General features: G+C 42.7%; 16 protein-coding genes. All 16 read right to left on the bottom strand.

Going from position 1 to position 14,638, the window contains the following annotated elements:
- Window positions 1–67 precede the first annotated feature (67 nt).
- Window positions 68–1,786 carry a DNA repair protein RecN gene (recN, locus tag BLU58_RS10650; RefSeq protein ID WP_093292201.1) on the bottom strand — a complete coding sequence of 573 codons (1,719 nt, stop codon included), beginning with the start codon at window positions 1,784–1,786 and terminating at the stop codon, window positions 68–70.
- A 12-nt stretch (window positions 1,787–1,798) separates the two neighbouring features.
- Window positions 1,799–2,284 carry a transcriptional regulator AhrC/ArgR gene (gene ahrC / locus BLU58_RS10645; RefSeq protein WP_093292200.1) on the bottom strand — a complete coding sequence of 162 codons (486 nt, stop codon included), beginning with the start codon at window positions 2,282–2,284 and terminating at the stop codon, window positions 1,799–1,801.
- Window positions 2,265–3,125 carry an NAD(+)/NADH kinase gene (locus BLU58_RS10640; RefSeq protein WP_093292199.1) on the bottom strand — a complete coding sequence of 287 codons (861 nt, stop codon included), beginning with the start codon at window positions 3,123–3,125 and terminating at the stop codon, window positions 2,265–2,267. The genes ahrC and BLU58_RS10640 overlap by 20 nt, the downstream gene beginning before the upstream one ends.
- Before the next feature lie 16 nt (window positions 3,126–3,141).
- Window positions 3,142–3,675, bottom strand: a complete 534-nt coding sequence (locus tag BLU58_RS10635) for a hypothetical protein (RefSeq protein ID WP_093292198.1) — start codon at window positions 3,673–3,675, stop codon at window positions 3,142–3,144.
- A gap of 56 nt (window positions 3,676–3,731) precedes the next feature.
- Entirely contained in the window at window positions 3,732–4,538 is an 807-nt protein-coding gene (locus tag BLU58_RS10630; protein ID WP_255404678.1) for a TlyA family RNA methyltransferase, read from the bottom strand.
- A gap of 11 nt (window positions 4,539–4,549) precedes the next feature.
- On the bottom strand, window positions 4,550–6,436 hold the full coding sequence (gene dxs, locus BLU58_RS10625) for a 1-deoxy-D-xylulose-5-phosphate synthase (protein ID WP_093292196.1): 1,887 nt from the start codon (window positions 6,434–6,436) through the stop codon (window positions 4,550–4,552).
- Between the two features lie 189 nt (window positions 6,437–6,625).
- Window positions 6,626–7,516, bottom strand: a complete 891-nt coding sequence (locus tag BLU58_RS10620) for a polyprenyl synthetase family protein (protein WP_093292303.1) — start codon at window positions 7,514–7,516, stop codon at window positions 6,626–6,628.
- A 9-nt stretch (window positions 7,517–7,525) separates the two neighbouring features.
- On the bottom strand, window positions 7,526–7,783 hold the full coding sequence (xseB, locus tag BLU58_RS10615) for an exodeoxyribonuclease VII small subunit (protein WP_093292195.1): 258 nt from the start codon (window positions 7,781–7,783) through the stop codon (window positions 7,526–7,528).
- On the bottom strand, window positions 7,776–9,140 hold the full coding sequence (xseA, locus tag BLU58_RS10610; protein ID WP_093292194.1) for an exodeoxyribonuclease VII large subunit: 1,365 nt from the start codon (window positions 9,138–9,140) through the stop codon (window positions 7,776–7,778). The genes xseB and xseA overlap by 8 nt, the downstream gene beginning before the upstream one ends.
- Window positions 9,141–9,338: 198 nt before the next feature.
- Entirely contained in the window at window positions 9,339–10,187 is an 849-nt protein-coding gene (folD, locus tag BLU58_RS10605) for a bifunctional methylenetetrahydrofolate dehydrogenase/methenyltetrahydrofolate cyclohydrolase FolD (RefSeq protein WP_093292193.1), read from the bottom strand.
- Between the two features lie 140 nt (window positions 10,188–10,327).
- Window positions 10,328–10,750, bottom strand: a complete 423-nt coding sequence (nusB, locus tag BLU58_RS10600; RefSeq protein ID WP_093292192.1) for a transcription antitermination factor NusB — start codon at window positions 10,748–10,750, stop codon at window positions 10,328–10,330.
- Window positions 10,751–10,822: 72 nt separating this feature from the next.
- Window positions 10,823–11,221 (bottom strand): Asp23/Gls24 family envelope stress response protein, encoded by a 399-nt coding sequence (locus BLU58_RS10595; protein ID WP_093292191.1) that lies wholly within the window; start codon window positions 11,219–11,221, stop codon window positions 10,823–10,825.
- Window positions 11,222–11,227: 6 nt separating this feature from the next.
- A complete protein-coding gene (accC, locus tag BLU58_RS10590) occupies window positions 11,228–12,583 on the bottom strand; it encodes an acetyl-CoA carboxylase biotin carboxylase subunit (RefSeq protein ID WP_093292190.1) in 1,356 nt (451 codons plus the stop codon).
- Window positions 12,584–12,605: 22 nt separating this feature from the next.
- Window positions 12,606–13,136, bottom strand: a complete 531-nt coding sequence (accB, locus tag BLU58_RS10585) for an acetyl-CoA carboxylase biotin carboxyl carrier protein (protein WP_093292189.1) — start codon at window positions 13,134–13,136, stop codon at window positions 12,606–12,608.
- 534 nt (window positions 13,137–13,670) lie between these two features.
- Complete coding sequence (locus BLU58_RS10575; RefSeq protein WP_176786620.1) at window positions 13,671–13,988, bottom strand: hypothetical protein; 318 nt, start codon at window positions 13,986–13,988, stop codon at window positions 13,671–13,673.
- 83 nt (window positions 13,989–14,071) lie between these two features.
- The coding region (locus BLU58_RS10570) for a zincin-like metallopeptidase toxin domain-containing protein (RefSeq protein WP_304442033.1) at window positions 14,072–14,638 on the bottom strand (567 nt) is incomplete at its 5' end.

Genomic DNA, 14,638 nt, shown 5'->3' with positions numbered 1-14,638 from the left:
CCACCAGCCCAAGCAACTACTTGTACCATACGTTTAAAGTAACCTTAACGGACCCTGTTTATGTTAATCAAAAGCTTCCAGCCGTCTGTTTTATCTTTTCTTTTACCATATTTGCCAAACGAATCATCTCGGTGGCGTGGTCTTTGGTTTTATTTGTAACCTCAGCTCCACCTAACATTCTCGCCAGCTCTAAAACACGGGCAGAGTGATCTAGGCGGTCCACTTTAGTTCGAGTAACAGAATCGGAACTCTGTTTGGAGATACCATAATGATCATCTGCCATACAGGCCACTTGAGGTAAGTGAGTTACACATAACACTTGGCAACGTCTCGCAATATAGGCTATTTTCTCTGCGATGGCCTGCGCTGCCCGTCCGCTTACTCCCGTATCCACTTCATCAAAAATAAGTGTATCAACTTGGGTGATATCGGCAAAGATACAGGTGAGCGCCAGCATGATACGAGACATCTCACCACCTGAAGCGACTTTTGCTAATGGACGAAGTGGCTCTCCAAGATTGGGTGCGATTTGAAATTCGACTTCATCCTGTCCTGTACGGGTTAGCCGTTTCTGTGAATCGTCTCCATCGTGAAAATGTACACGAAATAAAGTGGTCCCCATATGCAAGTCTGCTAATTCACGCTCCATCTCCACTTCTAAGTTACGCGCAGCCTTCTTTCGAAGATGTGTGATGTGCGAGGCAAGTACAGCTAGACGTTCCTTATACTGATCTCGACTTTTTTCTAAGTCATCCCGACGCATGTCTCGGTCCAATAGCTCTGATAGCTCTGATGAAATCATTTCCTGATACTTTAAGATATCTGGGATCGTTTCCCCGTACTTACGCTTTAGCTGTCTGATATGGTGAGCTCTCTCTTGAGCCTCTGCTAATCGCTTCGGATCGAAATATAATGTATCTTGGTAATGGCTTACATCTCGAATTATGTCATCCAAGTGATCTGTCACGCTAAGCAATTGCTCCTGTAGTACTTGCAGTTTCGGGTCTAGATCTGCTACACTCGCAAGCTCGGACGAAGCTTGATGAAGAAAATCCAACCCTCGTTGCTCCCCATATAGGCACTGGTATGAACGGTTTACATGAGCCATCAATTTTTCTGTATTCGCTAGTTTCCTACACTCTGTTTCTAATTCTTCATCTTCACCTAAAACGAGCTGAGTATCTTGGATCTCTTGTAATTGGTACTCTAAGAGATCAATCCGTTGGACCAGCTCCCGTTCATCCTGATTTAACTTTGCTAATTTACGCTCTATTTGGGTATATTTTTCATAATTTTCTTGGTAATCTGTCCGTATGGTAAGAAGCTCCGTGCCTCCATATTGGTCAATCCACTCAAGATGCATATCAATTTGATTTAATTTTTGTGATTCATGCTGACCGTGAATATTAATGAGATGAGTGCCAATCTGTTTGAGAATCCCCAGCGTAACCAACCTGCCATTTACACGGCAACTACTTTTGCCATTTGCCAACACTTCTCGGCGAATCCATAAGCTGCCCTCTTCTAATTCAAGTCCCTGCTCCTCAAACAAGGTTGATAGTTGCTCATTAGGCTCACAATCAAATACAGCCTCAATCTCGGCTTTTTCCTTCCCATGACGGACGAAATCAGCAGAAGCCCGACCACCCACCACTAGCCCAAGAGCATCGATTAAGATGGACTTTCCAGCGCCTGTCTCTCCTGTCAACGCATGAAATCCATGAGAGAAATCAATATGTAATTCTTCGATGATGGCAAAGTGACGAATTGATAACTGCCGAATCATGTTCATCGTCTCCTAAAGCATATCTAAAAATCGTTGAACGATAACGGGTACGAGTTCCTTGTGACGTACAATCAACATGATGGTATCATCACCCGCAATGGTGCCAATTACCTCGTCCCACTCTAAATTATCCATTAAGGCTCCAATCGCCTGAGCGTTTCCTGGTAGGGTTTTCATGACAATTAAATTTTCTGCATGATCAATTCCCACAAATGTTTCTTGTAACATTCTCTTTAATTTTTGGTTGGGATTAAAGCGGTTATCGAGCGGAAGGGAGTATTTATACGTACCACTATTGGTAGGAACTTTTACCAGATGCAACTCTTTAATATCACGGGATACGGTTGCTTGCGTGACATTATAACCACCTTTCTTTAACTCCTCTACCAGTTCGTCTTGTGTTTCGATATCACAGTGAGTGATAATATCCCGGATCTTGATGTGCCTTTGCGCCTTCACCGTTGTTTGCCTCCTGTCGTTACCCCTTCTCGTCGCCATGAAGCTTTTTACGCACTACTTCAAAGAAAGAGCGTTCTTTCCACTTTACTAAATAGGTTTGATTTTGCGATCTTCTAATCCGTATCAAATCTCCCTCCAGAATCTCAAAACCAATTTGTCCATCGATTGTCATCCCCATCTCATGGTGCGTGGCTGAGACTCTTACTTCTAATTCACTCTCTGCTGGTAACACCATCGGGCGAGAAGTAAGGGTATGTGGGCAGATCGGGGTTAGTAAAATCGCTTGAAAGCCTGGCCACACAATCGGGCCTCCGCAAGATAATGAATATGCCGTAGAGCCCGTTGGAGTAGAGACAATAATCCCATCGCCTGAGTAACTGCCTAGAAACATCCCATCCATACTAACAGAACAGTTTACGATTCTGCCAAATGAACCTTTGGCGATCCCTACATCATTAAAGGCAGTTCCTTTGTGAACAATTTCTCCATTCCGGATACATTCTGCATCAATCATCATCCTCTCTTCAATACAAAAATCATTGTTTAGAACGCGATCGACTGCACTTCCTAGATTTTCTGGTTCTGCCTCAGACAAAAAGCCTAAGTTTCCTGTGTTTATCCCTAGTATGGGCAACTTTGCTCCAGCTAACTCACGGCCCACACCTAAAAGTGTACCATCTCCTCCTAAAACAAATACGATTTCCACACGATTGGGAAAATCTTTCAGTGGAATGCCCCTATCATCTCGTCCCAACACACTTGCTAAGTCCTGCTCTAATAACACAAAAGCATTTTTCTCACAGAGGAGTTGCATTAATTCCTTCGCAACCTGCAAAGCATGTGGCTTGCTGGCATTCATCATAATGCCGATTCGCTTCACAACTCCTACCCCATTTCTATTTGGTTATCGACCATGCTACAAGCATTCCCAGTACAAACACGACAATATAACTCCACGGAAAAGGGGATCGTTTATGGGTGGGGAATTCATATTGAAACGTGATTTCCTCCACACTACGTGCCTCTACATCCACATAAAGCAAACCCATCGGTTTCGCTAGTAAGTAAGAAGCAAAAAAAGAATCTCGTAACGATGCCCCTACTTTTTTGAGCGGTCTTCTTCGCCTTGAAGTGATCACAGCATAATGGTTCCCATATTCGTCCATTGCAAACACATCGATAAACATCCGGCTCTCAAAGCCTTCTTCCCCGACCTTAATGTGGAGGGCGATCTTCTGCTTTTCCGCATAAGCCTCATACCCATGCTCCTGTAAAATGGCAGGAATTTCTCCCCTGAGCGGTTCAGGATCAGGACGAGTATTAAAAATCCAATCTTTCATTGAAGCAAACGAAAACCATTTTCTGAGGAAAAAGTAGAAGATGACTCCAACTAATAGGAATAAGACGATCGGATCTCCGGAACGTGTCATACGCACCTCCCCCTTCCCCTACTAATTCGGAGTCATGAAAAAGAAACCTTTTATTCTTAAGAAAAACGTTGATGTACTTCCTGTACGATTTTTGGAATCTGAGATGCCCAATCTTCTTGAACAGGTACCTCTTGCTTTTCAAGGAGGGTGATAAATTCAATATTTCCTTCGCCTCCTGTGATGGGAGAACCGGAAATTCCTTTTACTGAAAAGCCATTGGAATTGGCTGTAAACACAAATTTCAATAATACTTGCTCATGAATTTTAGGATCTTTTACAATCCCTTTTTTCCCAATCTGCTCTCTTCCCGCTTCAAATTGTGGTTTTACCAAAGCAATGGTTTGCCCACCAATCGGCAGGAGCTGCGTTAGAACAGGAAAAATGTGCGAAAGGGAGATAAACGACACATCTATCGTAGCATAGGTAGGGGGTTCACCCGTCAGTTGCTTTTTTTCTAAATATCGAAAATTGGTCCGTTCCATGACAATCACCCGGGAATCTTCACGAATCTTCCACGCTAGTTGCCCATACCCAACATCGATCGCATACACTTGTTTTGCACCATTTTGCAGGGCACAATCTGTAAATCCACCTGTAGAAGCACCGATATCGAGCACAACTTGATCTCGAATAGAAGTAGGAAAGACTTGCAGTGCTTTCTCAAGCTTCAATCCACCTCTGCTCACATAAGGAGAAACTTGTCCTTTAATCGTAATCGTCTTATCAACTGGCACCTTGGTCCCAGGCTTATCAATTCGCTCCTGCTCAACCAAGACAAGCCCAGCCATAATGGCACGTTGGGCTTGCTGACGACTTTCATAAAAGCCTTGTTGTACGAGTAACACATCAATTCGCTCTTTCACTACGCATCCTCTTATACTTCCTGTTTTTTCTTTACAAATCCGGTTACTTGCTCAGCAATTTGAGGGGGTGTTAGCCCTACTTCCTCCATCTGCTGAGCCATACTTCCATGTTCCACGAAGTAGTCTGGAATCGCAAGTAACTTTACCTTGGCATCATAAATCTCCTTCTGAGCAAAAAACTCTAACACTGCACTTCCGAAGCCACCTTGCAAGGCTCCTTCTTCCAGTGTGACGATTGGCATATTGTCTTGATAAAGGGATAAGAGCATTTCTTCATCCAACGGCTTCACGAACCGAGCATTTACTACCTTAGCGCTAATTCCTTGCTTTTGGAGTAGTTCTGCTGCCTGAATAGCAGGTTGAACCATTGATCCAAATGCTACTAAGGCTACGTCTTCCCCATCTTGCACGATTTCGGATTTCCCAATAGGAATAAGCTTAAACTCCTCATCCATCTGTACCCCTGTACCGTTTGCTTTTGAATAACGAACCGCAATCGGCCCTTTGCCATATTGGGTTGCTGTGTAGAGCATGTGCTGAAGTTCATTTTCATCTTTTGGCATCATCATAACCATGTTCGGTTGGGAACGCATAAAGCCGATATCATAAATCCCTTGGTGAGTCTCACCGTCCTCTCCCACAAACCCAGCACGATCAATCGCGAACACAACATGTACGTTTTGCCGACAAATATCATGGACGACTTGATCATACGCACGTTGTAAAAACGTCGAATAGATCGAAAAGACTGGGATAATTCCTTGAGTCGCAATACCCGCTGCAAAAGTACCTGCATGTTGTTCCGCGATCCCGACATCAAATGTCCGATCTGGGAAACGCCTCTGAAACTTCTCCAGTTTTGACCCTGTTAACATCGCTGGAGAAATCGCTACAATCTTTGGATTCTCTTCTGCCAGCTTGATCATCGTCTCTCCAAAAACAGCTGGATAGGCTACAGGACCGCCTACCTTCTTGGCAAATGCTCCGGATTCAATCTTATACGTTCCTACCCCGTGATAATTCACTTGATCATCTTCTGCAGGTTGATATCCATTCCCTTTACGAGTCACAATGTGTACTAGTACAGGCCCTTTAGTATGCGCCGCTTGACGTAAACACTCCATTAGATCCGTTAAATTATGACCATCTATCGGGCCTAGATAGGTAAAGCCTAACGTTTCAAATAAAACGCCATCTACAACTAAGAATTTCAAGCTATCTTTGATACGTTCAATTAGATGGGCAAACGGAGTACCCACGGAAGGGATTTTTTTAATGAGTGCTTCCACATCATGCTTGGTTTTCGAGTACGTTTTATTCGTGCGTAAACGTCCTAAATAATTATGAAGCGCCCCCACATTTGGACTAATTGACATTTCATTATCATTTAGTACGACAATGAGGTCTTTTTTCTCTTCCCCTATATGGTTAAGTGCTTCAAGAGCCATACCACCGGTTAAAGCTCCGTCTCCGATGATGGCAACCACTTTATTATCTTCGCCTTTTAAATCACGTGCAGCCGCCATTCCCATCGCACCCGATAAAGATGTACTACTATGCCCCGTTTCCCATACATCATGTTCACTTTCGCTCATCTTTGGAAAACCGCATAAGCCTTTGTATTGACGAAGCGTTGGAAAAAGATCCATACGACCTGTCAATAATTTATGTACATAAGCTTGATGGCCTACATCCCATAAAAACTTATCCTTTGGACTATCAAATAAATAATGTAGGGCAATGGTCAATTCTACCACACCGAGATTAGAGGCAAGATGCCCGCCCGTTTTAGATAAACTTTCGATTAAAAACTGACGAATTTCCTCCGCTAATTTAGGTAAATCTTCTACTGGTAGTTTTTTCAGGTCGTCTGGTGATTGCATCTGCTCCAAGAGCATCGCGATCGCCTCTCTTTCTAGTTTCTTTATACACAAAGTATAGCATTTTTAAATTGATCTTTTTTATTGGTTGAGATGATCATATCAGAAAAACGCCGGTCACGAATCTTTGTTCGAACCGGTAACGACCTCAATTCCCTATGTATGTACATATCATGCTTTTAAACGTAATTGTTATTATACCATAATCTAACGATCACGCGACATTAGGTAATCCGCTATCTCCACTAGTCTCCCCGGGTTGCAATCGGGAATATTCATAAGCGCTACCTTTGCTTGTGAGATACAGTGATGTAATTTCTTCTTTGATTCTTCCAGCCCTAGTAATGACGGATAGGTGGATTTATGATTCGCTTCATCACTGCCCACACGTTTCCCAATCTTCTCTTGGTCACCGATTACATCTAGGATATCATCTTGAATCTGGAAGGCCAATCCAATCCCATAAGCAAATTGACTTAAAAAGCTCATCGATCCGGGCGATACCCCAGCAACACGAGCCCCCATGCGAACCGAGTACGCAATCAAGTCGCCTGTCTTCCGTTTATGAATGGATTGGAGGTCTTCCAGAGGGATTTGTCGATCCTCAGCTAAGAGATCACTTACTTGTCCTCCAACCATTCCCCTTGCACCTGCTAAATTCGCTCCCTCTCTCACGATCGCCATCGCAGTATGCACTGGCAAATGAGCCCTGGTAGCTCCATCAGCCAACAATCCAAATGCTTCTGTCAGCAACGCATCTCCTGCTAAGATTGCCATCGCTTCCCCATACACCTTATGGTTAGTCAATTTGCCACGACGATAATCATCATCATCCATACTTGGCAAATCATCGTGGATCAGTGAATAAGTGTGAATCATCTCCACAGCACACGCAAATGGAAGTACCCGATCTTCTTCAGCCCCAAACGCTTCTGCCGTTGCGATGGCAAGAACCGGCCTGATCCGTTTGCCTCCTGCTAATAACGAATAACGCATGGAATCTAACAGCGGTTGCGGAATACCCGTAAGCATTCTTGTATATGTATCAAGCTCTTCATGCACGAGCTGTGCTTTTTGTTGTATGTAATCCCGAATCATCGCCACCGGCTATAGCTCCTCCTCATTCTGGAAAGGTTTCTTTTTCCACTCCCCATTTTCTTGAACTAACATCTCCACTTGTTGCTCCGCCCAATCTAACTTTTCTCGGCAAAAAAAAGCTAATTGGTTTCCTTCAGCAAATAAACGAATCGCTTGATCTAGCGGAACCTCCCCTTGCTCCAATTGTTTCACCACTTCTTCCAAACGCTCCATTGCTTCTTCAAATGAAGTGGGTTCAGGTGGTTGTACACTTTGGCTATTACTCATCACCCTGTTCCTCCGTTCCAAATACTTGGCATTTTAATACCCCGTCCTGCATGCGTATCTTTAATAAATCACCTAGCTTGATTTGAGAAGTAGACGTGATTAAATCTGATTGATGAAAACGATACACTACCGAATAGCCCCGTTTCAATACTTTTAATGGACTAAGGACATCTAATTTTTCTACATTTCGTTCCAAACGATTTCCCTCTCGCTCCATCGTAACCTTCATCGCTCTAAGTTGATTCTGGCATAATCGAGATAATTGCTCTTGATATAACGCAATCGACTGATGGGGACGGAGACGATCTAGTCGTGAAGATAGCTGTTCCACTTTCAACGCATGTTTAGCCATCTTAGACTGTGCATGATTACGAAGATCCCGTTCTAGATAGTCAAGCCGTTGCGAATATTGCTCTAAACGTTCACCCGGATTTCGGAAAATCGGACGTTCCAAGATTGAACCTAATTTACTCCGTTTCCTCTCAAGCACCTTGGTTGAAGCGTGATGAAGTCGAGTATCAAGAGATTGAAACCGTTGTGTGATCTCTTGAAAATCAGGCACCACCATCTCCGCAGCCGCCGTTGGAGTAGCCGCCCTGAGATCTGCCGCATAATCACTCAGTGTGTGATCCGTCTCATGTCCTACTGCCGAGATAATGGGGATGAGGGATTCAGCGATCGAGCGAACCACTACTTCTTCGTTAAAAGCCCACAGCTCCTCTAATGAACCACCACCCCGGCCGACAATTAATACATCAACATCTGCCAGTCGATTCATCTCCAAAATCGCCTCTGATATCTCCCGTGCAGCATGCATCCCTTGGACAGCCACAGGTAGCACCACGATCTGTGTAAGTGGATAACGTCTTTTCATCGTCGTAATAATATCTCTGACTACTGCTCCTTGCGCGGAGGTAATAACCCCCACACGACGTGGATAAGTGGGGATTGGTCGCTTAGGACGCGTAAATAATCCTTCTAGCTCTAGACATTCTTTCAGTTGCAAATATTTACTATATAGATCACCCTGTCCGCTATTTTTCATCTCTAAGACTTTTAGCTGAACTTGTCCGTCTTTTTCATAGACGTATAACTCACCACGAATCGTTACTTGATCTCCATTCTTAGGTTTAAAAAGAATAAAACGACTCGACCATTTAAACATAACAGCTTTCATCTTAGCAGACTGATCTTTGATGGAGAAATACATGTGTCCACTGGAAGTGTGATGAACAAAATTCGTAATCTCACCTTGAATCCAGACCGCTTTACTGCGCTCATCTCGATCTACTAATCCTGAGAGGTGAGAAACAAGTTCCGATACACTCCAGATTTCGCGCTCTTTGCGATGGGGCATGTTGGTTCCTCGCTATCTCTATATGTATAAGTTTTGGGTTGAAGTTTGGGTTTGGCTTTGAGCTGTGGCCAGATACATTGCCCCGGGACATCCTACCCTAGATCATCCACAAAGTAATCCATCAATCCACTAGCCCTCGATTATTCAAACAGCCAAACACAAACACAACTACATGCTAATCCTAGCAATTCTATCTAATCATTCACTCCCACGTTTCGCCGCCTCAATCGTATTATGCATCAGCATGGCAATCGTCATCGGCCCTACACCACCCGGCACAGGCGTAATAGCTGATGCCTTATCAAACACTTCATCAAACACCACATCACCCACTAATTTGCCTTCCTCATTCCGATTCATCGCCACATCAATCACAACCGCACCCTCTTTAATATGGTCAGCTGTAATCAACCCGACTCTTCCTACAGCACTCACAATAATATCAGCCTGTCGGGTAAAAGTGGCTAAATCCGGAGTACGAGAATGGCACATCGTAACCGTTGCATTCGCACGTTGCAGTAACATCGAAACCGGCTTCCCTACAATGTTACTTCTTCCAATCACAACTACATGCTTTCCATCTATTGTAACATTAGAACGTTCTAAAAGTTGCATAATTCCAAATGGCGTACAAGGTAGATAACATTCCAATCCAGTCATCATTTTACCTACATTAATCGGGGTAAAACCGTCCACATCTTTCTCTGGTGAAATCGCTTCAATCACTTTTAACTCGTCAATATGCTTCGGCAAAGGTAATTGCACTAAAATTCCATGAACCGCTTCATCTTGGTTCAATTCTTCAATTCTATTAAGAAGCTGGTTTTCCGTTATGTCTGCACCCATCCGAAGCACTTCTGATGCAATTCCCACTTCCGTAGCAGCACGAACTTTCCCACGTATATATGACTGGGAAGCTGGATTATCACCAACAAATATCACCATCAAACCCGGACGAATTCCTGCTTTCTGTAATTGTGTGACTTCTTCTTTTAACTCTTGACGAATATCACTAGCGATTTGTTTTCCATCGATTAATTGTGCCATTTGTCATCACCCTTATAGAACGTAGTTTTTAGATATGTGAACCACATATTATCATCTTAGTTTATTCGTTTCTACGAAAGCTGTAAAGTATAATCCGAACAATACAAAAAGAGAGCGAAGCAACATTCGCTTCTACTCCCCTACTTTTGTAATTCTTCTCGTAATTGATCGAGATCTTTCGCTAATTTACCTAAAATCCCATTAATAAAGCGGCTTGTTTCCATTCCACTAAATGCTTTAGAAAGCTCTACTGCTTCATTTAGCACCGCACCAGATGGTGTTTCTGGTTGATAGAGCAATTCCAACGTAGCTACACGTAGCACAGCTCGATCCACGGCAGAAAGACGACTCAGTTTCCAACCCTCTTTTACATACCGTTCTAAAATAGGGTCAATCTGAGGATGATGTTCTTTCACACCTTGCACGAGAAAGCGATAAAAATCCAAATCATCCCCTTGAACCTTTTTCTCCAATTCACGAATCATTTGGAGATCTGCTTCAGGATGCACATCTTGCTGATATAAAGATTGAATCGCTATCTCTCTTGATAATCTCCGACTCATTTAAAATCCTCCAAAAAGAAACCCGAGCCACCTTCTTCGGCCCGGTTTCAATGTAACTTCTTACTACCTATCTTACCTTACTTTTGAGTTAGATTCCCCATCTTTTGTTTTTTCAGGTTGTGGAAATTTGATTCCTTCGACACGAACCACAATTTGATCTACCTCTATACCCGTCATCGTTTCCACAGCCGATTTGATACTTTCTTGTACTTGCTTTCCTACTTCCGGGATCGACACCCCATATTCCACCACAAGCGATGCCTCAATCGTAGTGGACTCATCTAAGTTTACTGTAATACCTTGGCGCAGGTTTTTCCGACCAATCAACTGATTAAAGTTCTCGACAACACTACCACTTAGACCGATAACCCCTTTGACCTGAGTGGCAGCTAGACCCGAAATCACTTGCAATACTTCGGGTGCAATCTCTACTTTGCCAAGGTTACTATTTTGCGTTGGTTGATGTTCCATATTAGCTTAGGTTCCCTCCTCGTATATATTAGTCGTTTCCAAAAACTGAATATGAAAGTCACCGGAGCGAAATTTTGGATGTTGGATCATGCGTTGATGGAAAGGAATCGTAGTATGAACACCATCAATCGCAAATTCATGTAATGCACGATTCATGCGATCAAGTGCTTCCTCACGATCTTTCCCCCAAACAATTAATTTCGCTACCATTGAATCATAAAATGGCGGAATGCGATAGCCCTGATAACAAGCACTATCTACTCGAACTCCCATACCACCAGGGGCTAAGTACGTATTAATCGTGCCAGGTGATGGCATAAAGTTTTTATCAGGCCGCTCCGCATTAATCCGACATTCGATCGACCAGCCGTTGATGGCGATGTCTTCTTGATTCACTAAGAGTCGTTCTCCAGCAGCTACCCGAATCTGTTCTTTCACCAGATCAATCCCTGTAATCATCTCTGTAACAGGATGTTCAACCTGAATTCGAGTATTCATCTCCATAAAGTAGAAATTACGATCGCGATCAAGGAGAAGCTCCACTGTACCTACTCCTTGATAATCGACTGAGCGTGCGGCAGCGATCGCCGCTTGACCCATTCGCTCACGCAACTCTGGATCTAGTGCTGGAGATGGGGCTTCTTCAATCAGTTTTTGGTATCGACGTTGAATCGAGCAATCCCGTTCACCTAAATGAACGACATTTCCATGGGAATCAGCTAATACTTGAATTTCGATATGACGAGGCTCTACAAGGAACTTTTCTAGATACACACCTGGATTACCAAAATTAGCTTCGGCTTCCTTCTGCGCTAGTGTAACAGCATGGCGCAATTCTTCTGAACTATGTACGATCCGCATTCCTTTTCCGCCGCCACCAGCTGTTGCTTTTACGATAACTGGATAACCAATAGAAGTAGCGATCTGTTCAGCTTCATCGATATCTTCAATGACACCTTGCGTTCCCGGAACGACCGGAACTCCTGCTTCTTTCATCGTTTCACGAGCCGTGGTCTTATCTCCCATCTTTAAGATGGCTTCTGGTGACGGACCGATAAAGGTAATACCACAAGCCGTACAAAGCTCGGCGAAATCGGCATTTTCCGATAAAAATCCATACCCAGGGTGGATCGCATCTACCCCGACCAACGTTGCTACACTTAGCAGGTTTGTCATATTTAGATAACTTTCACGTGATAGAGCTGGACCGATACAAAAAGCCTCGTCCGCCAAACTCACATGCAATGCCTCACGATCCGCTTCGGAGTAAACCGCTACAGTGGCAACTCCTAGCTCACGACAAGCTCGGATGATTCGAACAGCGATTTCGCCGCGATTTGCAATTAGTACCTTCTTAAACATTCACAGTTCCCCTCCTGAACGATCAGGACGTTTTTACCAAGAACAATGGTTGTCCATATTCTACTAGCTGGCCATTTTCCACTAACACTTTTACAATCGTACCATTTACATCCGCATCAATTTCATTCATCAGCTTCATTGCTTCTACGATACATACGATCGTTTCGTTTTGAACCTGATCGCCTTCTTTTACATAAGGCTGAGAGTCTGGGGAAGGTGCGCGATAGAACGTACCTACCATAGGGGAGACGATTTTATGTAAAGTAGCATCCTCCACACCTGGTGCTACTGCAGCAGGATTTGCTTCTACTACCGGTGCTGTACTTGTCACCTCAGTCGCAACAGGTGTGACAGGACTTACGACTGGAGTTGATTGTTCCACATGTTGAACCACTGGTTGCGTTATAACAGGAAGGCTGGTAGTGGGTACCGTAACCCCATTATTTTTTTTCATCTTAATTGTGGTTTCTTCATTTTGGATTTCAAATTCTTCGATTTGAGATTCATCTATCAATCGAATAAGTTCGCGAATTTCATGCATTTTAAATGCCATTATGTTTGCTCCTTTCTAATCAGGTAACGGTTTAATCATAACCATATTTAATATGTTCATGCGTATTATACCATCTATAACACTTTTAAAAACCTTTTTGAAGCCGTCTTTTTGTCTTAAAGGTGTGAATGCATAATTAAAACGCGTTTGCAGTTTGTTTGCAAATGTGCTTTTTAATTGTACATCAACATAAAAAACTTTATCCATGAATTTATGAAACCATGAAATCCTCTGACAAACAACTAATTTCTTCTGCTCTATCTAACATCTAATTTATCTGGAAATTGAGGCTCGAACCGACACGGTAGTCACCTACCGCAAGATTTTAAGATGCAAGACCCATGTTAATTGGTATGTTTCTATGTACAATCCTTCCAAACAGCATGAACAAAGTGTCTCGATCTGTACATATAAGAATGCACCTGTTTGCCGGTTATGTTTTGGATTCTTTTTACGTTACTATCACGCATACAAAGCTTTCTGTAGATAAAAAAAAAAGCCCCTGTATTACAGAGACTTGGGTAAATCATTATTTTATCTTTTATTTGGGAGGTGTGCATAATATGGGGTTCCATGATGATCCAATGTATGATTAACTGTCCCTTTACAATCTGAAATGACATAAGTCATCTCAGTAAGTCCTTCAAATGAATTAGGCGGAAGCTCCGCTGTGACCAACCATGCATACCCTTTTATTAAAGGGAATCCCTGATAAAGCATCACAGATTTTGTAAAATCATCATGTATGCTTCCTGAAAGATTATACTTTTCCTGATAATCTTTTGCAATTTTCCATGCTTGTTTAGCTGTTAAGACTGTGTTAAATTCTTCATCCACTGAGTGTTTATCCATAACAACAAACACTTCATGTTTCTCTAGATAGGTTTTTGTGATCTCATTCGAAGTTGATTCATGTATGCTCATGTCTTCTTTCATTATTCACCAAAGCCTTTCCAGTTTTCTGTTGGCCAGTATCCATTGCGATATTTAAAAATAACTCTTTGAGATTCGTGGATTTCAGCAGAATTAAATTGACCCTTATTCTTCATAATCTCGTTATAAACATACTCCTCCCGTTCTATCGCCGGTAGTTGTTTATACTTTTCTTTTCCAATCTCCATGTATTGCTTCACATGATACGACTCATGTATAGCACTTACTTTGGTTGCATCTGGCCTTAATATAATTTCTTTTGTTTCGAAATCAAATCCTGCTGCAACATTTTTGGGTAATCGTTTTTCTTTCGTATCAACGACAACCTTTATGTCCTGCTTTGCCATTTCATCCCTAAATTTTTTAAATTCATTTGTAGTCAATATCCTTTGACCTTGAGAATCATATTTTAGTTGGCCACTCACTGGTTTATCTATCCAAGGATTTTCTTCCGCTTTCCCACTCGGACAATCAATCTTTCCCGCCAATTGCATCGAAGCAAGATAATGACCTGTATCCTGCTGTTGTACAGCTACACAGTCCTTGAACTTCATTAATAATGGCTCGAT

This window comes from Thermoactinomyces sp. DSM 45892 (genome assembly GCF_900107305.1).
Classification (GTDB): domain Bacteria; phylum Bacillota; class Bacilli; order Thermoactinomycetales; family Thermoactinomycetaceae; genus Baia.
The sequence above is the reverse complement of the archived record's forward strand: the minus strand, read 5'-3'. Positions and strand labels throughout refer to the sequence as shown.

Coding starts and splice junctions, on each gene's coding strand:
- nusB (WP_093292192.1), bottom strand. CDS start 10,750: ATGAGTCGGAGATTATCAAGAGAGATAGCGATTCAATCTTTATATCAG.
- accC (WP_093292190.1), bottom strand. CDS start 12,583: ATGTTTAAGAAGGTACTAATTGCAAATCGCGGCGAAATCGCTGTTCGA.
- accB (WP_093292189.1), bottom strand. CDS start 13,136: ATGGCATTTAAAATGCATGAAATTCGCGAACTTATTCGATTGATAGAT.
- recN (WP_093292201.1), bottom strand. CDS start 1,786: ATGATTCGGCAGTTATCAATTCGTCACTTTGCCATCATCGAAGAATTA.
- folD (WP_093292193.1), bottom strand. CDS start 10,187: ATGGCACAATTAATCGATGGAAAACAAATCGCTAGTGATATTCGTCAA.
- BLU58_RS10620 (WP_093292303.1), bottom strand. CDS start 7,516: ATGATTCGGGATTACATACAACAAAAAGCACAGCTCGTGCATGAAGAG.
- dxs (WP_093292196.1), bottom strand. CDS start 6,436: ATGCTCTTGGAGCAGATGCAATCACCAGACGACCTGAAAAAACTACCA.
- xseA (WP_093292194.1), bottom strand. CDS start 9,140: ATGCCCCATCGCAAAGAGCGCGAAATCTGGAGTGTATCGGAACTTGTT.
- BLU58_RS10635 (WP_093292198.1), bottom strand. CDS start 3,675: ATGACACGTTCCGGAGATCCGATCGTCTTATTCCTATTAGTTGGAGTC.
- BLU58_RS10595 (WP_093292191.1), bottom strand. CDS start 11,221: ATGGAACATCAACCAACGCAAAATAGTAACCTTGGCAAAGTAGAGATT.
- xseB (WP_093292195.1), bottom strand. CDS start 7,783: ATGAGTAATAGCCAAAGTGTACAACCACCTGAACCCACTTCATTTGAA.
- ahrC (WP_093292200.1), bottom strand. CDS start 2,284: ATGGCGACGAGAAGGGGTAACGACAGGAGGCAAACAACGGTGAAGGCG.
- BLU58_RS10575 (WP_176786620.1), bottom strand. CDS start 13,988: ATGGATAAACACTCAGTGGATGAAGAATTTAACACAGTCTTAACAGCT.